12 protein-coding genes and 1 tRNA gene are annotated in these 21879 nt (G+C 57.4%); 8 read left to right on the top strand and 5 right to left on the bottom strand.

All coding sequences use genetic code 11. The features are described from left to right. Positions 1–114 precede the first annotated feature (114 nt). The gene (locus tag HPC62_RS24060; protein ID WP_276568589.1) at positions 115–2244 is read right to left on the bottom strand and encodes a bluetail domain-containing putative surface protein; all 2130 of its coding nucleotides are present in this window, start codon (positions 2242–2244) and stop codon (positions 115–117) included. Positions 2245–2525: 281 nt separating this feature from the next. Next, positions 2526–4604: a choice-of-anchor Q domain-containing protein gene (locus HPC62_RS21195; RefSeq protein ID WP_172358404.1), complete on the bottom strand. Its 2079-nt coding sequence runs from the start codon at positions 4602–4604 to the stop codon at positions 2526–2528. A gap of 1334 nt (positions 4605–5938) precedes the next feature. Between HPC62_RS21195 and HPC62_RS21200 the strand changes: the two genes are divergently transcribed. After that, the gene (locus tag HPC62_RS21200) at positions 5939–6166 is read left to right on the top strand and encodes a hypothetical protein (RefSeq protein ID WP_172358405.1); all 228 of its coding nucleotides are present in this window, start codon (positions 5939–5941) and stop codon (positions 6164–6166) included. A 25-nt stretch (positions 6167–6191) separates the two neighbouring features. On the opposite strand, the gene HPC62_RS21205 is transcribed toward HPC62_RS21200, so the two are convergent. Further along, entirely contained in the window at positions 6192–7079 is an 888-nt protein-coding gene (locus HPC62_RS21205) for an RNA methyltransferase (RefSeq protein ID WP_225910583.1), read from the bottom strand. Positions 7080–7098: 19 nt separating this feature from the next. Further along, positions 7099–8145 (bottom strand): hemolysin family protein, encoded by a 1047-nt coding sequence (locus HPC62_RS21210; RefSeq protein WP_172358406.1) that lies wholly within the window; start codon positions 8143–8145, stop codon positions 7099–7101. Between the two features lie 450 nt (positions 8146–8595). On the opposite strand from HPC62_RS21210, the gene HPC62_RS21215 reads away from it, so the two are divergent. The 3 genes from HPC62_RS21215 to HPC62_RS21225 all read left to right on the top strand — a co-directional run bounded on the left by HPC62_RS21215 (position 8596) and on the right by HPC62_RS21225 (position 12853). Further along, positions 8596–9582, top strand: coding sequence for a GntR family transcriptional regulator (locus HPC62_RS21215; RefSeq protein WP_172358407.1), 987 nt, complete (start codon positions 8596–8598; stop codon positions 9580–9582). Between the two features lie 216 nt (positions 9583–9798). Beyond that, on the top strand, positions 9799–11790 hold the full coding sequence (locus HPC62_RS21220) for a calcium-binding protein (RefSeq protein ID WP_172358408.1): 1992 nt from the start codon (positions 9799–9801) through the stop codon (positions 11788–11790). Between the two features lie 301 nt (positions 11791–12091). Further along, complete coding sequence (locus HPC62_RS21225) at positions 12092–12853, top strand: class II aldolase/adducin family protein (protein ID WP_172358409.1); 762 nt, start codon at positions 12092–12094, stop codon at positions 12851–12853. Between the two features lie 8 nt (positions 12854–12861). Here HPC62_RS21225 and HPC62_RS21230 read toward each other — a convergent pair whose 3' ends face one another. Next, positions 12862–14319 (bottom strand): S8 family peptidase, encoded by a 1458-nt coding sequence (locus HPC62_RS21230; protein WP_172358410.1) that lies wholly within the window; start codon positions 14317–14319, stop codon positions 12862–12864. A gap of 440 nt (positions 14320–14759) precedes the next feature. On the opposite strand from HPC62_RS21230, the gene ileS reads away from it, so the two are divergent. From ileS to infB, 4 genes are all read left to right on the top strand, one after another. Beyond that, complete coding sequence (ileS, locus tag HPC62_RS21235) at positions 14760–17597, top strand: isoleucine--tRNA ligase (protein WP_216655387.1); 2838 nt, start codon at positions 14760–14762, stop codon at positions 17595–17597. A 211-nt stretch (positions 17598–17808) separates the two neighbouring features. Beyond that, positions 17809–17881, top strand: a tRNA-Met gene (locus HPC62_RS21240). Between the two features lie 16 nt (positions 17882–17897). Then, entirely contained in the window at positions 17898–18188 is a 291-nt protein-coding gene (locus HPC62_RS21245; RefSeq protein WP_172358412.1) for a YlxR family protein, read from the top strand. Positions 18189–18733: 545 nt separating this feature from the next. After that, positions 18734–21838 carry a translation initiation factor IF-2 gene (gene infB / locus HPC62_RS21250; RefSeq protein ID WP_172358413.1) on the top strand — a complete coding sequence of 1035 codons (3105 nt, stop codon included), beginning with the start codon at positions 18734–18736 and terminating at the stop codon, positions 21836–21838. Positions 21839–21879: the final 41 nt, after the last annotated feature.

The following is a 21879-nucleotide window of genomic DNA, read 5'->3' on the forward strand; positions in this document are numbered from 1 at the left end:
GCGGGGGTACAGCATTTTTATGCGAGGTGAGGCATGCGCTAGATAGGAAAGGCGAGGGCTTGTGTCTTAGTCTTATGCCTCACTAGCTTCAAAAACGCTTTGCTATAGGTCGGATCAGGCAAAGTAGGTAGCAACGGGCAGTGCGCCCAGGGTGGCGTGGCCCTCTGCGAGGGTTGCGGTCGTGAGGTTGACTACAAGGTCATCCTTGGCATTGAAGCTGGCAGTGCCGTTGTTGGCGGAGAGGTATAGCTCTTGCTTCCAGCGAAACATGACTGCTTCGTTTGCCTTGAGCGCCTGACGGCCGCCTCGCTTCTGATTTTTGTCGGCGTAGGCCAGCTTGACGGCATCTTCTAGGGTTTTTGCCCTAATGTTGCCTGCGTTGAACAGCGCTTTGGGGCGGTTCAGCGTGGTCAGGTTGTTGTCAAAGTCGAACACGAGGCGATCGCCCTCCAGCACATTCAAATCTAAAATGCGATCGGGCGCAGTGACCAGCGATTGCCTGAGCGCCTTGCCCTGCCGACCCGCGCTATAGACAAACCAGTCTGCTCCCGCGCCGCCGACCAGCGTATCGCCGCCTGCCCTACCCAGCAGGATGTCATTGCCGCCTTCGCCCCGCAACACGTCCGCACCCGCAGTGCCCAGCAGGATGTCGTCTGCCGCCGTGCCCGTGATTTCGGTGGGCGGGTTGACCACTGTGCCCGTTGCGCCAAACTCCACTGCGCCAATGTCGATTTTGCTGTCGCGGGTGCGGCCTAGCTTGTCTGTCGTGGGTGCGCCGGAGCTAACGCCTGCGTTAATCGCAGCGCTGCCCTCCAGAAGCGGATGAAACAGCAGAAAACCGTCACTCATCTGCTGCAAACCGCCCAGTTTCGGATCGGCAATGCGAATGCCAGAAAACACCAGATTGCTGCTGTTTGCACCGCCCGCAAAGGTGGAAAATTGCAGGTTGCCGCCGCCATTGGCAAACGTGCCGCTGCTCTGCTGCTGGATATTCCAGGTGTTGCCGCCGTTGGCTGCGGTGTTGTTGAAAAAGACAGTGTTTCGTAGCGTCGCAGTGCTGCCACCTGCCACCGAAACGCCGCCGCCGACCCAGCCTGCGGTATTGAGGGCAATCGTGGTGTTGACAATCGTGGCGTTGTTGTAGAGCGCCATGCCGCCGCCCACATTGCTCGGTCCGCGGCCAGTGACCGAGTTTCCAGAAAAGGTGCTGTTGGTAATCGTGGCAGGAGCCTTCATCGTCCAGATGCCGCCGCCCTGACCTGTGGCGCTGTTGCCGACAAACGCCGTGTTGCTAATGGTCAGCCCCCGGTTCAGGTCGTTGCTCATGACCACGATCGCCCCGCCGTTGCCCCCGTTGCCCTGGGGCAGTGCCGTCACCGCGTTGTCTTTGAACAGGCTGCCCGTAATAGTGACGCTATCTTGCTTGCCTGTATAGAGGTAGGCCGCGCCGCCTTCGCCCTTGCCCTTGTTGCCCTCAAACACGCTGTTGACAATGCGGATAAAGCCGGACGCTTCGCTGGTGGAACTGGCGCGGTCGGTGTAGATTGCGCCGCCAAAGCCCCGCAAAAACGGGTTGGGCTTGCCTGTGTCGTAAAAAGCAGCCGTCGTGCTGTTGTTGAGAAACTTGGAATTTTCGATGGTGAGCTTGCCGTTGAGGCTGTTGATCGCGCCACCGTTGATGCCCTGGTTGTTGACAAACTCGCTGTTTCTTACCGTCAGCGGGCCGGGGCCCCAAAAGGCGATCGCCCCTGCCCCCCGTTCGTCATTGCCCGCCGTGGCCCGGTTGCCTGTGAACTTGCTGCCCGTCACCGTCAGGGAGCCTTCAAAGGCGCTGAACACCGCGCCGCCGCCCTTGTTGGCGACATTGTTGGTGAAAACAACGTTTTCCAGCGTTAGCTTGCCCTGGTGTTCCGTGGCGATCGCCCCGCCGCGCTCGGTGGTGAAGCCGTTGATCAGCGTCAGATTTTTCACCGACAGGCTGGTGGGCTGCACCGAGGTCGATTGCAGGTTAAAAATGCGCGACTTGTTGTTGCCGCTAATTTTTAGCCCCGGCGCAGTGCTGCCGTCGATAGTTAGATTTTTGCCTGCGGGAATATTGATCTGGCCGCTGGTGAGGGTAATGGTTTGCCCGGCCAGGCTGCTGGCAAAGCGAATCGTGCTGCCGCTGGTGGCTTGGGCGATCGCCGCCCGCAATGATCCAGCACCGCTGTCGGCGGTCGTCGTCACCGTAATGATTGTGGACATGAGTGTTCCCTATCTGATGGTTAGCTGTAGGAAATGCAGGAGAAATATACAGGAAATGCACAAGAAATGCACAGGAAATAAAGCAACTATCAACACGTTAGAAATCAAGCCACAGAACGTGAGATTAAACGCTTTCCGGAGAGATTAGTAGATGCACACGGAACCAAAGCAACCGAGTCGAGGAAACACAAAACCGAACGAAGTCGCATGACCCTGATCGACTTTCCGGGAACGCCAAAATTCCTTCAGGAAACATTCCAACGGGTTCATGATTTTTTCACCTAAGTGAAAACTGTCTGCACAGGCAGCACGCCCGCCCGCTGCTGGCGCGGCGACAGCGCAATCCCCGTCACGTCGATCACGCCATCCTGGGCCGCACTAAAGCCAGCACCCTCTGCGTTGATCGAGAGCAGCGTGCGACTGCCCCAGGAAAACAGCACCGCTTCACCAATCGCTAGGACTTGCTTGCCTGCCTGCTGCTGGTTTTTGTCGGCGTAGGCAGCGGCGATCGCCCCCCTCAGGGTGCTGCCCTGCACGGTTCCCGCATGGAACAAACCCTTGGGCAACACTGATTCGCCGTTGACTTCGATCAGGAGGCGATCGCCCTGAGCAGGGTTGAAATCCGTGATGCGATCCAGGCTCGACAGCCGCGAGTGAGCCAGAGCCGATTTCAGCGTTGCGCCAACGTAGACAAACGTATCCGCCCCCGCGCCGCCCGTCAGCGTGTCGCTGCCTGCGCCGCCCCACAGCAGATCGTTGCCGCCACTGCCCAACAGCGTGTCGCCACCCGTGCTGCCCACCAGCCAGTCATCCCCGGCGCTGCCTTCCCACCGCAGCCCCCGCCCAAACTCGACCGCGCCGACATCAGGCTGAGCATCCCGGCTCAGCCCCCGCTGGTCTATCGGAGGTGCGCCTGCGCCCGTTCCTGTGTTGATGGCGGGGCTGCCGGCTAGCAGCGCATGGGTCTGCCCCAATCCGCCGTTTGCCTGGAGTGGATCGAGCTTGGGGTCGATGATGCGAGAGTTAGCCACAACGCGCGGATCATCTTTACTTTGCAGCCCTGGAAATTCGATATTGCCGCCACCGTCAATGAGCGGTCTGCGCGTTTGAACGCGAGTCTTCCAGGGATTGCTAGCAGTATTGAACGCAACGATGGAGTTTTTGAGCGTAATTGACTGGTCGCCCATCCAAAACGCGCCGCCCTGGAATCCGGCGTGATTGTAGGCAACGGTGACATTGGTCAGCGTTGCAGCAGACGTGGTACGGTTGCCAAAGGTGATTGCGCCGCCCAGCCCGCCGCCGTTGCCATCGTCGGCCCGGTTGCCCGAAAACGTTGTGTTCACGATAGTAGTCGGCGACGATTCGCCAATCCACAATCCGCCGCCCTGCCCCTGAGCCGTGTTGTTGGCCAGCGTGCTGTTCCGCAGGGTCAGTTCGGCATTGCCGTGGCGCAGCCCGCCGCCCAGCGCCTCACCGTCAGCGCCGCGAATCACAGTATTGCCGACGATCGCACAGTTTTCAATCAGCACCTTGTCGGGCGGATAGGCAAAGAGAAACAGCCCGCCGCCCTGGGCCGCACCGCGATTGTTTTCAAAGCGGCTGTTGCGGAGGGTGATTTGGCCGCCAATGGGGCCATAGCTGCTGTTGGGGCCCGATGCATTGGCTCCGTCGGTGTAGATTGCGCCGCCGTAGCCGCTCACCCCCCGTTGAGACGCGCCTGGCGTGGAGTCGTTGCCACGAAAGATCGAATTCTCAACCGTTAGCTCACCCAGCAGGCTATTGATTGCGCCGCCGTTGATGCCGCGATTGCGGAGGAATCGGCTATTGCGGACGGTCAGCACGCCGCCGCTCTTGGTGCCGATCGCTCCTCCGCCTCGTTCGTTTTGGGCAAGCGTGCCGTCATTGGCGATGAACGTGCTGCCCTGCACGAGCGTCCGCCCGCGAAATCCGGTGTAGATTGCCCCACCAAACCCAGCCGCGTTTTCCTGGAAACGGCACCGGATCACCGTCAGCTCGCTGCTGTTTCCGGTCAAGATTGCGCCGCCGCCGCCCGACTGTTCGGTGTTGCCCGTGACCCGCCCGTGTCTCAGGGTCAGCTCCCGTAGGGTCACTTTGGCATTGTCCCCAACTTGCAGAATGCGGCTGCTGCGGTTGCCGCTGAGGGTGATGCCGGGGGCGGTCGAGCCGTCTATCGTAATTGAGCGGTTGAGGGTGAGTTGGCCACTGGTCAGGGTGATGGTCTTTCCCTGGAGGCTGGCGGCAAAGCGGATGGTGGCTCCGTTGGTGGCTTGGGCGATCGCCGCCCGCAAAGATCCTGCACCGCTGTCAGCGGTCGTTGTCACCGTGATGATTGTAGACATGAATGTTTCCTTTCTGATGGTTAGCTGGAAAGGGTGCAACCAGAGGTTGACACGCTAGAAATCGTCCTGAGGAACGCTAAAGCAAACGCTCAGCAGATGAATTCATAAGTGTTTATGGAAGCTAATCAGCCGAAACGGAATACGCGAAAAGGGCAAAAAAGGGGGGCAAAACGGACGCAATGATGCAGGCTGTAATTCACCTTACTAGAACGTCAATGCTCATCTAGAAGACGGTCAATTTACTTGCTTTATATTCTCTCCAATGAAGGAAGACTTGCATTAACGCCGAACCTTTTTACCCCTGACACAGGGATGGCAAAATCATCGCTTTTGCAAACAAAAAAAGAAACATTTCTCATTCCAGATTAGGTTCTTTCGATTGCAGGAAATCAAGTTGCATCAAGTCAGGTTTTAGAACGTAATTGGGTTAATTGAGTAGACGCAAAGTGCAGGATTTTGTTCACGATAAAACGAGATGGCGAGGGCGCATCCTAGTTCTGCAAGTTTGCCCTCATCCCCCAGCCCCTTCTCCCAAAAAGGGAGAAGGAGAGCCGGATTGGCAGTCCCTTCCCCAAAGCGGGAGAGGGATTTAGGGTGAGGGTTCCAAAAGTGGGATGCACTCGATGGCGATCGCCCCGTCCAACTCAATCAAGATCCTGCAAAAATTACCGTGAAAATACTGAGACGGGAATTCTGGATGAAGCCATAGACGCAGAGTAATGGTTCAAGAACTCACGATTAAACGGTAATTCTTGACTGCTCGAAATATGAAATAGGATACGAACTTCGTCTTGTTTTACGATGCAAGAAGTATTCAAGAAACGAGTCAAAAAGCACCCAAAAGTCTGGACTAGGGGATAAGGAAGACGAGTAGACTGCGTAAATAACACCCCAAGAAATATCTAAGAAATGCAGTCTAGAGCGGACAGCAGAGAAGTCCAGTGAGCGATCTTTCAGAAACCCTGATTAAAAGAATGGGTGGAAGATCCTGACAGAGAAAATGGCTACGAACATGACCAGATCTGCTAGAACGAGGCACCCGATCTGATTCCACGCTTTCATTAATAGCCCACACCATGCATAAAACATTCCGTGAAACCGCTGAAAATGTTTATTTTTCAGCATTGTTAATTGCCACCTGCACTTCTGCGACCACTGTTGTCAGCCACTTCGTCAATTACTCCGGATGTGGCACACACCGCAGCACATCTTGACGCTGGAGCGGTTACTGATAAGCAGCAACCTCCAAAGTTAACGTTTTCTATCGACCTGAGTAAATTAGGCCCGTCGCGCTGAAAGGTAAGTTATCCCCCTTCGCATGAGGAGCCGTTTCTATGTCTACGTCTGCTGAATCATCTGGGTTGAAAGTTTGTCCTGCCTGCGGGGTCAAGATTGCCCCCGGCGGCATCACGGGCGATCGCGTCCTGTTTTCTGCTGGCCCACCGGGCACTCGCGCCACCCTCTGGACTCGCGTCTGTCAGTATGCCAAGCGCCCTGGCTGCATCAACAAGGATCAAGGGCAAAGCAGCGGGGAACCAAGTGACAGCCGGTTGGAATCGTAGAACCCGTTTCTCCGACTCCCTAACTTTATTCCCTAACTTCACCACTCCCCCGCCCAATCGCCCACTTCATCTGGCTCAGCACGCCCCGCAGCATCGCCACCTCTGGCTCTGAAAGCTGGGCCCGCAGGAACAGGCGGCGAAATTTTTCCATGCGGCTGGCGGCGGTGTGCGGGTAGAGGTAGCCAATGTCGAGCAGCAATGCTTCGAGCTGGTTAAAGTAGGCTTCTAGGGTGTCGAGGGAGGCGATAGGAGTAGCGGAGGAGTGGGGGTTGCGCCTGCTTACCTCTGCTTTGTCGATTTTGTCGATGGCTTGATCGATAGCTTGATCGGTGACTTGATCGATGACTTGATCGGTTCCGTGGTCACAGCCTGCCTGCGGGCGGCGGGCGGCGGACTGTTGACCTGCGGCCAGTTCATAACAGCAGACGGCGACGGCCTGGGCCAGGTTCATGGAGGCATAGGCTTCGCTGGTGGGAATTTGCACGAAGCGCTGGGCCAGGTTAAGTTCGGCGTTGGTGAGTCCAGAGTCTTCGCGGCCGAAGATGAGGGCGGCGGCGGGCAAAGTGCCGTCAGCTAGGGGCGATCGCAGCCAGGGCAGGCAGTCTTGGGGAGATTCCAGGCGAATGGGCAGCGTGGTGCGATCGCGCCCGGTCGTGGCAACTGCTCGCTGGCAGCCCGTCAGCGCTTCCGATAGCGTTGCAACCTGTTGGGCGGCTTCCAGCACGTCGGCCGCGTGGACAGCCAGCAACCGCGCTTCGGCGCTGAGTGGGTCGCACTGGGGGTTGACCAGCACCAACTGCCGCAGCCCAAAGTTTTTCATGACGCGGGCGATCGCCCCCACATTCAGCGGCCCGGCGGGTTCCACCAGCACAATGCGAATCTGCTCCAGCCCAGTATTCACAACGTTTTCCACGGCAACAGCAGTCGGCGCATCAGTCTAGCAGGCTCGGATTTTCATTCAAAATGCGGGCGCGGCGGCGACGGGCCACATCTTGCATGTCGATGATGTAATCGGTTTCATCCACGATTTCACCCGTAATGACTTCCAGCACATCTTCCAGCGTAATCACGCCCGCCACGCCCCCATATTCATCGACCACCACGGCCAGATGTTCGCGGCTGGTTTGAAATGACCGCAGCAGGCGATCGGCCCGCAGGCTCGTCGGCACAAACCAGGCTTTGCGGACAAAGGAAGAAATGGGGCGATCGCCCCGCCCCTCAATCAGCGCCGTCAGCAGTTCATGCCGCAGCGCAATCCCCAGCACATCGTCAATCGTCTCCCCAATCACCAGCAGACGGTTGTGCTGCGAGTCAATAATATCGGGCTTACAGGCTTCGAGCGTCTGCTCTCCTTCCAGATACGTAATCGCCACGCGGGGGGTCATCAGCTTGCCCGCCGTGGCATCATTGAGCGCAAACACACGGCGAATCATCTCGGCTTCGTCGTCTTCGATCACGCCTTCGTCGCGGCCAATGGTGGTCAAAAGCTGAATTTCCGCTTCATTGGTTGTGGGGCGATGGTTGCCACTGACAAACGGAGCCGTCACCTTCTCCAGCAGCAGCACCACGGGCGTAAACACGCGCGTCAGCAAGGTGAGCGGAATGGCAACCAGCAGGGAAATGCTTTCGGCGTTGCGCTCGCCGATGGTTTTCGGCAAGATTTCCCCAAAAATGATGATCAGAAACGTTAAAACGCCAGAAAAAACGCCAATCATTGCGCTGTTCAGCACAGACGCAGCCAGTGAGCCGATGACGATGCTTCCCAGAATGTTGAACAGGTTGTTGAAAATCACCAGCGTGGCGATCGGCCGATTCATCTTCTCTCGAATCGCCAGCAGCGCCTTGGCAGAAGCCCGGTTAGAAGACTGCGCCAGTTGCCGCACTTTGAGGATCGGCATCGACAGCAGGGCTGCCTCGGTGCAAGAACAAAGCGCAGAACCACAAATGACAAACAGCGTGACAGTCAGCAGCGGCAACATGGCAAGGAGGTTGACCCAGATGGAAGGTGCCCAGGCTTGCGACCTAGCCTAGCGCATTCCTTCTATTGTCTTCGATGGGCAGCTATCTCCGATTAGCGGCAAGCCTGGGATGCGTGTTCATAGAGGCGGCGAGGGATTCATGCGCTGCTTGGGGCATCTCTTTGAAGCGGCTCCCTCAAAAAATATTTGGCAAAAGGTTCAAACTTTCTCAGGCTGTGTATTCTGGAAACTGTCACATCCGGTATGTAGACACTTTTCGTAACGTAGATTAGACAGGTCTCAATGGCATGTTTAACAGGCGCGATTCTAAAGCGGCTTCCTGAGCCTTTTCTTAGGCCTGTTTTCTAAGCCTGTTTTGCTAAAGTTGCTGAGCGTGTATTCGAGTGCACGTCTTGGTGCGATCGCCCCTGCCTCTGTCTCAAGCCTCTCAACACTCCCCTGGAGATGGTTATGGTCGAGTTTCATATCCAGCCCGACGGCGAAATCCCCGCCTCTACCCAGCTTTACAACCAGATCCGCTTTGCGATCGCCTCCCGCCAGTTTCCCCCCGGACAGCGGCTCCCCAGCACCCGCGCCCTGGCCATGCAGACCGGGCTACACCGCAACACCATCAGCAAGGTCTACCGGATGCTGGAGGACGACGGCATTGTAGATGCCAAGGCGGGTGCGGGCATCTTTGTTAAATCCCAAGGCGACGAAGGCCACACCAAAGGCAACCAATCGCCCGTGCTAGCCAAACATCCCCAGGCCTACAAGCTGGTGCAAAAAAGCCTGGATGAACTGCTCAACCAGGGCTGTTCCCTCAGTCAGGCGCGGGAGCTATTTCTGGCAGAAATCGACTGGCGGCTGCGGTGCAGTGCGCGGGTGCTGGTCACGGCTCCGGGCTACGACATCGGCGCGGGGGAACTCATGGTGCGCGAACTCCAGCAGGCGCTGCAAATCCCTGTCCAACTGGTGCCGATGGAGGAGTTGGCAAGTGTGCTGGATCAGGCGCGGGGCGGCACAGTGGTCACCAGTCGCTATTTCATTGGCGAAGCAGAGGCGATCGCCTCTCCCAAATCCGTCCGCGTCATCCCGGTCGATATCTACGACTACGGCAAAGAGCTAAAGCTGATGAAAGGACTCCCAAAAGACACCTGCATCGGCTTCGTCAGCCTTAGTTCCGGCATTCTGCGAGCAGCCGAAGTCATCATTCACAGCCTGCGGGGCGAAGAACTGCTGATCATGACCGCCAAGGCAGACGATGCTTACAAGCTGGGCGCAATGGTTCGCAGCGCCCAGGTCATCATCTGCGACCAGGCCAGCCTGCCCAGCGTCAAAGCCGCCATCCAGCTTTCCCGCGACCACATCATTCGTCCACCCAAAATCGAATGCTGTGAAAACTACATTGGTGAAAAATCCATCAGTTTGCTCAAGCGAGAATTAGGACTAGAATAGCTCGAACACCTCGTCTCTCAATACTTAATCTGAATCACTCATCCCTCGTTTCACTCAAGCGAGGGATTTCTTTTTGTAAAAATTCGCACAACCTGCGTAATTCCCCGCACCCACTCCGATAACTCCTCAGAGGTTAAACAGGGGGCTTCACCCCACAGCCAAACCTCCCATACCAAAGACGCCCGGATATTGCGTCCTCAAAAGGAGAATTTCAACATGGCCACTATCATCGGCTCTCAATTCAATGACAACGACACCGTCAACGGGATTCCTCTAATTTTCAGACGGCGTTTAGTCGGCACCCTACTTAACGATTCCATCTTTGGATTAGCAGGCAACGATATCTTAGAAGGACTTGCAGGTAACGATCTACTCGACGGCGGCACAGGCAACGACACCATGCGCGGCGGTATTGGAAATGATACCTACATCGTCGATGCGCCCGGCGATGTTGTGATTGAATTAGCCGGACAAGGCATTGATGAAGTCCGCTCCTCTATTAGCTACACCCTCCCCCTAAACGTCGAAAACCTGATGCTGCTGGGCACTGCCAACATCAACGGCACAGGCAACGCCCTGAACAACGTCATCAACGGCAACAGCGGCAACAACTTCCTGTTTGGCCTAGCAGGCAACGACACACTCAACGGCGGCGATGGGAATGACTACCTCGATGGCGGGACAGGTAATGACACGATGAATGGTGGTTTTGGAGATGACACCTACATCGTAGACTCGGCAGGCGACGTGGCGGGTGAAGTGGCGGGCGGTATCGACCTAGTGATTGCCTCCGTCAGCCATACGCTCTCCCTCAACCTGGAAAACCTGAACCTGAGTGGTGTTGCGAATATCAACGGCACAGGCAACGCCAAAGATAACATCATCAACGGCAACGCAGGCAACAACTTCCTGTTTGGTCTGGCAGGCAATGACACCATCAACGGCGGCGCTGGCAACGACTATCTCGATGGCGGCGCGGGCATCGACACCTTGCGCGGCGGCGCTGGCAACGACACCTACATTGTCGATTCTGCCTCAGACGTGGTGGTTGAACTCGCCGGGCAAGGGATTGATGAAGTCCGCTCCTTCGTCAGCCATACCCTCTCTGCCAACGTTGAAAACCTGACGCTGCTGGGTGCTGCCAATATCAACGGCACGGGCAACACACTGAATAACATCATCAACGGCAACGCAGGAAACAACTTCCTGTTTGGTCTGGCAGGCAACGACATCATCAACGGCGGCGCTGGCAACGACTATCTCGATGGCGGTGTGGGCATCGACACCTTGCGCGGCGGCGCTGGCAACGACACCTACATCGTCGATTCTGCCTCAGACGTGGTGGTTGAACTGGCCGGGCAAGGGATTGATGAAGTCCGCTCCTTCGTCAGCCATACCCTGTCTGCCAACGTCGAAAACCTAACGCTGCTGGGTGCTGCCAATATCAACGGCACGGGCAATGATCTGAACAACGTGATCAACGGCAACGCTGGCAACAACTTCCTGTTTGGTCTGGCAGGTAACGACACGCTCAACGGTGGGGATGGTAACGACTTGCTGAGTGGTGGTCTGGGGAATGACACCATGAACGGCGGCTTTGGCGACGACACCTACATCGTCGATTCACTGGGCGACGTGGCGGCTGAGGTGGCAGGCGGTATCGACCTAGTGATTGCCTCCGTCAGCCACACGCTCTCTGCCAACCTTGAGAACCTGAACCTGAGTGGTGTTGCCAATATCAACGGCACAGGCAATTTCCGAGACAACGTGATCAACGGCAACAGCGGCAATAACGTGCTGAGCGGTCTGGGCGGCAACGATACCCTAGTAGGCGGATCTGGGTCGGATACGCTGCTGGGCGGCGACGGCAACGATCGACTGCGCGGCGGTACGACGGCTAACAATGCAGGTGAACGGGACATCATGACCGGTGGATTGGGGGCAGACACGTTTGAACTGGGCAACAGCGCGGGTTCCTACTATCTGAACACGGTGGGCAACTCCTACGCCAGCATCACCGACTTCAGCGCGTTCCAGTTGGACAAGTTCCAGGTCAAGGGTGCGCTGAGCCAGTATCGACTGGACAAGACCCGCAGCCTGGAAGGTGGGGCAGCCCTAGACACGCTGATCTATCGTGGCAACGACCTGATTGCGGTGGTACGCGATACGACCAATGTGCTGCTAGGACGCGATTTCGTGGTGGTGTGAGCGTTTGATGTAACGACCTAAGCTGCGATGGCGGGGGTCACAGCAGTTTAGGCAGGTTACGCAATAGAACACAGTAGCGAGCTTGGGGGTAGGGAGAACCGTGCCACAGGCTCGCTTTATTGATTATGATGACCGCTTGTGATTACCGCTATAGCTATTTACAGCAGCTATTTACAGCGTTTTAAGGCGTGGTTTTAGGCGTGGTTTTAGGCGTTATCCTAAGCCCAATTGACAGCACAGGGCCACGTATCCGACCTTTAGGCATACTGGGAAGGGAAATTCTGAATTCAAATGCCTGACCATGATCCAACCCAACCTGCCGCAGCCGCCTACATTCGAGCGTGTTGAGGACGAACGCCTACACCGCAAGCAGCGCCTCGCGGCCGCCTTTCGTCTGTTTGCCCGCTACGGCTTCGATGAGGGCGTGGCAGGACACATTACTGCCCGCGATCCGGAGCATCCCGATCACTTCTGGGTGAATCCATTTGGGATGTATTTCGGGCACATTCGCGTATCGGATCTGCTGCTGGTGAACCATAAGGGCGAGGTGGTAGAGGGAAGCCGCCCTGTCAACGCGGCCGCCTTTGCGATTCACTCGCAGGTTCATCAGGCACGTCCTGATGTGGTGGCTGCTGCCCATGCCCATTCGCTCTATGGCAAGGCCTGGGCCTCCCTTGGCCGCCTGCTCGACCCGCTGACGCAGGATGCCTGCTCGTTTTATGACGACCATGCGCTGTTTGATGACTATACGGGCGTGGTGCTGGACTTGTCGGAAGGGCAGCGGATTGGGCGAGTGCTGGGCGATCGCAAAGCGGTGATTCTCCGCAACCACGGGCTGCTGACCGTTGGGCACTCGGTCGATGAAGCGGCGTGGTGGTTCATCACGATGGATCGCACCTGTCAGGCGCAACTGATGGCCGAAGCCGTCGGCAAACCTGTCGCTATTCCCCACGAAGTCGCCAGCCTCACCTACAGCCAGGTCGGGACGCATTTTATGGGCTGGTTTTGCTTCCAGTCGCTCTATGACAAAATCGTGTGGGAAGAGCCAGATTTGCTGGAGTAAGTCGGGCTTTAAACGACTTCAATTCCTGACGCATCAGCCGTTTCCGCTAGAATTGCCGCTACTGATGCGGGAGTCAGGCTGGGGTTGGCGCTGAGCATGAGTGCCGCTACGCCCGCGACATAGGGAGCCGCCATTGATGTGCCGGATTTGTAGACATACCCGCCTCTCAGCCCGGTGGAGTAGATATTTGCACCGGGAGCGACCAAAAACGGATAAGGGCGATCGCCCGCTGGGTTCGAGAAGGTGGCCATGCGGCGATCGCCCGCCAGCGCCCCCACGGCGATCGCCAGTCCCTCTCTGGCATACAGCGCGGGTTCGATCGGCAGCACAGCACCCAGGGTTTCGCGCTCATTGCCCGCCGCCGCAATCACGACCACGCCCTGCTGAGCAGCAAACCGCAGCGCCGCAACCGTTTTGCTCATGACAGGATCACCAATGTAATTGCCCAGGCTGAGGTTGATCACTCGTGCGCCGTGGTTGACGGCATAGATGATGCTGGCGGCAATGGAGTCGTCAAACTGGGGACTGCCCGTGTTGGTGTGGCTGGCGATCGCCCGCAGCGCCATAATTTTTGCAGCCGGGGCAACACCAGAAATAGCACCCCCATCTCCCTTGGCGGCGATAATTCCGGCGACGTGGGTGCCGTGTTCGCTATGGTCCAATCCAGGGGGTTCGCCACTATAGCGGGCAAACTGGCTGTTGCCCTCCACAAAGCTCCAGCCAGAGACATCATCAACTAGCCCGTTGCCGTCGTCGTCGATGCCGTTGTCGGCAATTTCGCCCGGATTTGCCCAGCGATTGTCTGCCAGTGCCGGGTGAGACAAATCCACCCCGTCGTCAATCACGGCAACCGTGATGCCCTGTCCCAGAATGTTTTGGTTGCCTGCGGTGGGACTGTAGCTGGGGGTGAGCCAGGGGCGATCGCCCTCCCGCTTCACCGCCCCTGGCAACGCCCCCAAGACCCGCGCGACCGCCACCGCTGCGTTCACCCGGCCATAGCCATAGTAGAAGTTGAATCCGTCCGCAGACGGCGTGCGGCTGGTCACTGTGCTGATCAGCGTATAGCCACCCACTGCCCCACCAGACGCGCTGCTTACGCGCACCCGGTAGCGATCGCCCGCCTTCGGGGTAAACACCATACGAGCATTGGTGTTGCGCGTACTCAGGTCGTCGCCAAATAGAAGAGGCTGGCCCGTGCGATCGCTGATTAGCTCCAGGTAAGCATCAAACGCCTGGGATCGCAGCCGAATCTCCACGCGCCGCTCGGTCTTGCCACCCACAATCACAAAGTCCTTGGCAAAGCGACCGCCTCGCAGCAGATTTCGCCAATCTTGCAGGGTGAGGTGGCCTCGTACCGTGTCGTTGAGCTTTAGGGGCGGCGCGGGGGGTTGGTTCAGCTGCGATCGCCTCGGCAGGCGCACATCGGGACTGATGACCCCAGGACTCCCCCCGCCGGGGTTGACCATCCCCAACGATGCTCGGAGTTTGATTGGACGATCCCGGATAGAACGGCCCTGAGACAATGGCTGAGACGAGGGCGATCGCCCTAAAGCACTTCCTGCCAGGAAAGCTGACCCTCCAGCAGGAAGTCCAACCGTGGACGGGCGCTTGCCCAATAGCGAAGAGGTCGGGAAAAAGCCGTCCATAGGGGCGATCGCAGATGCAAGCCTGAGGATATGCCTTGTAAGATAGCCCAATCCCGTGAAATTTACCGAGAAGCACTCTATCGCCCTCCATCCCTCCTTACCCGGCCAGGGGAGATTTGCAAAAATGCCCCCCAGTTGCTCAACCCTGGTTGATAATAGTTTCGATAAACCACAGTTCTTTTCACCCTGCAACCGCCGTGACAGCGACAGAACCCGGAAGCTACAAAGATACGGTCAGCCTACCCAAAACCCAATTCGACATGCGGGCCAACGCCACCAAGCGTGAGCCAGAAATTCAGAAATTTTGGGCCGACAACCGAATTTACGAAAAGCTGTCGCAATCCAACCCCGGCGAACCCTTTGTGCTGCATGATGGCCCGCCTTACTCCAACGGGGCGCTGCACATCGGGCACGCCATGAACAAAATTTTGAAGGACACCATCAACAAGTTCCAGCTCCTGAACGGGCGAAAAGTTCGCTATATCCCTGGTTGGGACTGTCACGGGCTGCCCATTGAGGTCAAAGTCTTGCAAGCAATGAAGCCCGAAGAGCGGCGCAGCTTGACCCCGATTGAACTGCGTCGCCGCGCCAAAGCCTGGGCCCTAGAACAACAGCAGCAGCAATGCGCCAGCTTTATGCGCTACGGCGTATGGGGTGACTGGGAGCATCCCTATCTGACCCTCACCCCCGACTACGAAGCCGCGCAGATCGGCGTGTTTGGGCAGATGGTGCTGAAAGGCTATATCTATCGCGGCTTCAAGCCTGTCCACTGGAGTCCCAGTTCCCGCACTGCGCTGGCCGAAGCCGAGTTGGAATATCCCGAAGGCCACGTTTCTCGCAGCATCTATGCCGCCTTTCCGGTGATCAGCTTGGGCGATGGGGCAACGGCACTGCAACCTTATTTGAGCGACCTGGGTGTTGCGGTGTGGACGACCACGCCCTGGACAATTCCCGCAAATCTGGCCGTAGCCGTTAACCCCGAACTGACCTACGCTGTCGTCAAAGATGAGGGCAGCAAGCTCAAGGGTGAACTGGGAACCCCCTTTGCACACCTCATCGTGGCCAAGGATCTGGTGGAGCGACTGACGCAAGTGCTGGGCACATCGCTGAGCGTGCAGGCAGAAATTTCGGGCAAGGCGCTGGAGGTTTCCACCTATCGCCATCCGCTGTTTGATCGGGAGAGTCCGATTGTCATTGGCGGCGATTACGTCACTACAGAATCCGGCACGGGGCTGGTGCATACGGCTCCGGGGCACGGTCAGGATGACTTTATCGTGGGACAGCGCTATGGGCTGCCCGTGCTGTCACCTGTGGACGACGAGGGCAACTTTACGGCGGAGGCGGGGCCCTTTGCTGGGTTGAACGTGCTGGGCGATGCCAATGCTGCCGTGATCAAGGCGCTGCGGGAGGCTGGGGCCCTGCTGAAGGAAGAGGATTACGGCCACCGCTATCCCTACGATTGGCGCACCAAGAAGCCGACAATCTTCCGGGCAACGGAGCAGTGGTTTGCGTCGGTCGAAGGCTTCCGCGAAGAGGCGCTGCGGGCTATCAAAGAAGTGGAGTGGATTCCTGCACAGGGCGAAAACCGGATTACGGCGATGGTGGGCGATCGCTCGGATTGGTGCATCTCGCGCCAGCGCAGTTGGGGCGTGCCAATCCCCGTTTTCTATGACGAGGAAACCAACGAGCCGCTGCTGAATGCCGACACCATCAGCCATGTGCAGAAAATCTTTGCTGAACACGGTTCCGATGCCTGGTGGGAGATGTCGGTCGAAGAGTTGCTGCCTGAACCCTATCGCAGCAACGGGCGCAGCTACCGCAAGGGCTTCGACACGATGGACGTGTGGTTTGACTCTGGCTCGTCTTGGGCAGCAGTGGCCCAGCAGCGAGAGGGTTTGCACTATCCCGTGGAAATGTACCTAGAAGGCTCAGACCAGCACCGGGGCTGGTTTCAGTCCAGCCTTTTGACCAGCGTTGCTGTGAATGGTCACGCGCCCTACAAGACCGTGCTGACCCACGGCTTTGCGCTAGACGAACAGGGGCGCAAGATGAGCAAATCTCTAGGAAACGTGGTCGATCCGGCCATCGTCATTGAAGGCGGCAAAAACCAGAAGGAGGAGCCAGCCTATGGCGCGGATGTGCTGCGGCTGTGGGTGTCGTCGGTAGACTATACCTCGGATGTGCCGCTGGGCAAAAACATCCTGAAGCAGATGGCAGACGTGTATCGCAAGATCCGCAACACGGCCCGATTCCTGTTGGGCAACCTGCATGACTTTGACCCAGCGACTCATGCCGTGCCCTATGACGAGCTTCCCGAACTCGATCGCTATATGCTGCACCGAATGACGGAAGTGTTTGCCGACATCACGGATGCCTTCAAGACCTACGAGTTTTTCCGCTTTTTCCAGACGGTGCAGAACTTCTGCGTAGTGGACTTGTCGAATTTTTACCTCGACATTGCCAAGGATCGGCTCTACATCAGCGCCGCCGATGCGCCCCGCCGCTGCAGTTGCCAGACCGTGCTGGCCGTCGCAATCGAAAATCTGGCACGGGCGATCGCCCCCGTCCTCTCTCACCTAGCGGAGGACATCTGGCAATTTCTGCCCTACAAAACCCCCTACCTGTCCGTCTTTGAGTCCGGCTGGGTCAAGCTGGAAGCATCTTGGGAAAATCCCGAACTGGCGATGAAGTGGGAAAAATTGCGTGATTTGAGAACCGAAGTGAACAAGGTGCTGGAGCAAGCCCGGAACGACAAGGCAATCGGCTCGTCGCTGGAGGCCAAGGTGCTGCTCTACGCAGCAGATGTCGATTTTCGGCAACAGCTTGAGGCGCTCAACCCCACCAGCAGCCTCAGCGGCAACGGCGTAGACGAGTTGCGTTATCTTTTCCTGGCTTCTCAGGTGGACTTGCTCGATTCCCCTGGCATCTTGGCCGATCTGAAATATAGCGCCGAAGCAGGCAGCCTCAGCATTGGCGTAGTCGATGCCGAAGGCAAAAAGTGCGATCGCTGCTGGAATTATTCCACTCACGTTGGCGAGTCTGCTGAGCATCCGCTGCTCTGCGAACGCTGCATTCCCGCCCTAGAGGGAGAGTTTTAAGCGGCGCAGGATGGGCGATCGCCCCAGTTCTGCTGTGGGTTCCGAGCAAATTGCAGAAATTTTCTAGCGGGCGATCGCCCTAATCCACCAGTCAGATATGCTATCTTAATAAAGGCTAAAATTTAGAACGCTATCAGTCTGGTAAAACCAAGCAGGTAGAATCAAGCTTGCTAGTTAAAACTGGCTCAAGGCGTTCAGTTGCAGCTTTGCTGGCTCAGTAGCTCAGTGGTTAGAGCAGGGGACTCATAAGCCCAAGGTCGCAGGTTCAAATCCCGCCTGAGCCATTTTCTGAAAACGGTCATGTCACCGCCTAACTATCGTCGCTGTCTCAGTTGCCGAAGACTTGCACCCAAGACAGAGTTCTGGCGAATCGTGCGGGTATATCCGTCTCAGACGATACAATTAGATTATGGGATGGGTCGATCGGCTTACCTGTGCCCGACGGCTAGCTGCTTGCAGGCAGCCCAAAGGAAAGATAGGCTAGGGAAGTCATTAAAAGTGTCTGTACCTGAAGCCGTTTATCAAACGCTGCGGCAGCGTATCGCTGTGGACTCCACTCAGGAGCTAGACTCGCTGGGGCAAACCCAATGATTGTCCTGGGAACTTTCTGAGAGTTGTTACTCTAGGGGAGTGGTCTGTCGCAATCCCATTGTCAGACGCTCAAGTTAGGTATGGGCCAGGTAAAAGCCACAGAGATTCAATGACCGACACGGAGACACTTACAACTGATCAAATCGGCTGGATGCCAGACTTTAGGTGCCAGACTCTACGTTGTGTTGACTTTAAGGGAGAACGAGCCTTCAACCACTAAGCATTTTGGGCAGCCTCGGCCAGATAAGGGCGTGCCTTCAACCCAGGAGAGCTTTGTTTTAGTTTTGTGTTCTGCTCTAGTTCGGGGTTTCATTGCAGATGCGGCAAGAGACATTTGTAGAACCTCAACCTGATGGGCAGTGAATTCTCGAAGCCTTAGTGCTAGAACAAGGACTAGAAACAAAAGTCAACGCAGCAAGCCTAAAGCTGTTTTTGTCTGGGCTTTAACTGTCGAGCATTGTAAACGTCGTCTTGTCACGTCGTCTCGTTAGGAAAGCGAAGCAACATTATGTGAAAATCTCAGTTGGCTAAGAAGGGGAGAGTGGATGAACGGTAAGGTGAGAATTTACGAGTTGTCAAAGGAATTGAATCTGGATAATAGAGAGATTTTGGACGTTTGCGAACAATTGAATATTCCGGTCAAGAGCCACAGCAGCACTATTTCCGAAGCTGAGGCAGCCCGCATCCGCTCAGCGGCCGAGCGGCTTGCCCATAGCCCTTCTGCATCCCATACCCCTCCTGTTCACCGGCCTACTTCAACGCCTTCTTCTATGCCTCAACGAAAACAGAGCGCCGTGCAGCCGCCTGTTAAAAAGCAGCAAATTCTTGAAGTCCGTCGCCATCGCCCTGCGGTAGAGCCACCTAAGCGGCCAGAAGCTCAGCCTGCTCCAGCCCCGCAGCCCACCTCATCTGCGCCGGTGCGTCCGGATCGTCCAGCAGCAGAGCCTGCTGAGGTACGGACAGTTGAGCCTCGGCCAATTGCCACTCCTCCTGCTGTGCAAAAGCCTGCGACTCCCGTTTCGGAAGCACCCAAGTCGCAAGCACCTAAAGAAGTAGAGTCTCCTCCAGTTGACGCGCCCCAGCCGCCTCCTGTGCGCCCTGAAGTGGCTGAGTCTGCACCATTGCCCGAAGAACAGCCCTCTTTAATGGGGCCGCCTTCTAAGCCTGTGCAGACAGAGTCTGTGAGTTCCGTGAGCCGCCCAGTTCTGAAGAAGGCGAGCGATCGCAGTGATCAGGTGGTCATGCGAGTGGGAGGCGATGACCAAGGGCTTCGGCGATCGCCCACCGCTGCTCGCCCAGAGTCCCGCTCTGGAGAAGCCAGTGAGTCTGCCCCCCGCCGCATTGGTATTACAGAAACTTCTGAACCACCTGTACTGCGCGCCAAGCCAGTGCTGGAGCTACGTCGCAAGCCCGTTCGTCCGATGGCTCCGAGCGCATCCGAAGAGTCTGGCGCAGCCGACACCCGCAGCGCAGGCGGTATGCCTATCCTGGCAGAGCCACCCACGCTCAAGCCAAAGCCCACGCCACCAACCAAGGTGGCAAAGCGCGGCAAGGATTGGGAGGAGGAAGACGAGGAAAATCCCAACAAGGTGGCTAAGGCCGGTGTGAAGTCCAAGCGGCGATCGCCCAACGTTTTGGACGACGACGAAGACATCGATCTGGATGAGGTGCTGGATGGAGCCGACGGAGATGATTCGGCCCCGACCGCCCTCAGTATTTCGCTGATGCGCCCGCCCAAGCCCAAGAGCCAAAAAGCTCCAGCAAAGCCCGTGGCGGTGGCTGCACCGACGCAGCGGCGGCGCGGGGGTTCTAGCAACGAGCGCTTTAGTCGGCGCGATCGCCGCGAACAGCAGGAAACTCGCCAGCGCCCCGAAATCATTACCCTCACGGGCAGCCTGACGGTGGCAGAACTCGCTGATATGCTGGTTGTTCCCGAAACCGAAGTCATCCGCGCCCTGTTTATGAAGGGCATCATGACCACGGTAAACCAGGTTCTCGACATCCCCACCGCGACAATGGTGGCGGAAGAGATGGGCATTCTGGTGGATACCGAAGCGCCTGAAGCAGAGGCGAAGAAAGTCACAGAAATGCTGGATGCGGGAGATCTAGAAAATCTCCAGCGCCGTCCGCCTGTGGTGACCATCATGGGTCACGTAGACCACGGCAAGACGACCCTACTCGACTCGATCCGCAAGACCAAGGTGGCTCAGGGCGAGGCAGGGGGCATCACGCAGCACATCGGCGCGTATCACGTTGATGTGGAACATAACGGCGAGACGCAGCAGGTCGTTTTCCTGGATACGCCGGGTCACGAAGCCTTTACCGCCATGCGGGCACGGGGTGCGCGGGTGACGGATATCGCTATTTTGGTGGTGGCGGCGGATGACGGGGTGCGTCCCCAAACCATCGAGGCAATTAGCCACGCCAAGGCGGCTGAAGTTCCCATCGTGGTCGCCATTAACAAAGTAGACAAGGAAGAAGCCCAGCCCGATCGCGTGAAGCAAGAGCTAACTGAATATGGGCTGGTGGCTGAAGAGTGGGGCGGCGACACCATTATGGTGCCCGTTAGCGCTCTGACAGGAGAGAACCTGGACACCCTGCTGGAAATGATCCTGCTGGTGTCTGAGGTGGAAGACCTCTACGCCAACCCCGATCGCCCTGCCAAGGGTACAGTGATCGAAGCACATCTGGACAAGGCGAAAGGCCCGGTGGCGACGCTGCTTATTCAGAACGGCACGCTGCGTGTTGGCGATATCCTGGTGGCCGGCTCGGTCTTCGGCAAAGTCCGCGCAATGGTGGACGATCGCGGCAAGCGGGTGGAAGAGGGTAAGCCATCCTTTGCGGTCGAGGTGCTGGGTCTGAGCGATGTGCCCGCTGCGGGTGACGAGTTCGATGTCTATCTGGATGAGAAAGAAGCGCGGGCGATCGCCAGCAACCGCACTGATCAGCAGCGTCTCTCTCGCTTGCAGCAGGCCATGTCCTCTCGTCGCGTCAGCCTGAATACGATTTCCAGCCAGGCCCAAGAGGGCGACCTGAAGGAGCTGAACCTGATTCTGAAGGCAGACGTACAGGGTTCGGTCGAAGCTATTCTGGCAGCGCTGCAACAGCTTCCCCAAAAAGAAGTGCAGGTGCGGGTGCTGCTGGCGGCTCCGGGCGAGATCACCGAAACTGACGTAGACCTAGCGGCCGCCAGCAGCGCCGTAATCATCGGGTTCAACACAACCTTTGCAAGTGGGGCGCGTCAGGCAGCCGACCAGGCCGATGTAGATGTGCGCGACTATACCGTGATTTATGCTTTGCTGGATGACATCCAAGGCGCAATGGAAGGTCTGCTGGAACCTGAACTGGTGGAAGAGCCGCTGGGCCAGGTAGAAGTCCGCGCTGTGTTTACCGTGGGCAAGGGAGCCGTTGCAGGCTGCTATGTCAAGGAAGGCAAGGTCATCCGCAACAGCAAACTGCGCGTGCGTCGCGGCGGCGAGGTCATCTTCGAGGGCAACCTCGACTCGCTGAAGCGGATGAAGGAAGACGCGAAGGAAGTCAGCGCAGGCTACGAATGCGGCATCGGCGTAGACAACTTCAAGGATTGGCAGGAAGGTGACATCATTGAAGTCTATCGCCTGATCACCAAGCGTCGGACGCTCTCTGCGTAGCAAGCCTGCTGACTCCCAGGCTCATCAAATTAAAGCACTGG

The organism is Thermoleptolyngbya sichuanensis A183 (genome assembly GCF_013177315.1).
Classification (GTDB): Bacteria; Cyanobacteriota; Cyanobacteriia; order Elainellales; family Elainellaceae; genus Thermoleptolyngbya; species Thermoleptolyngbya sichuanensis.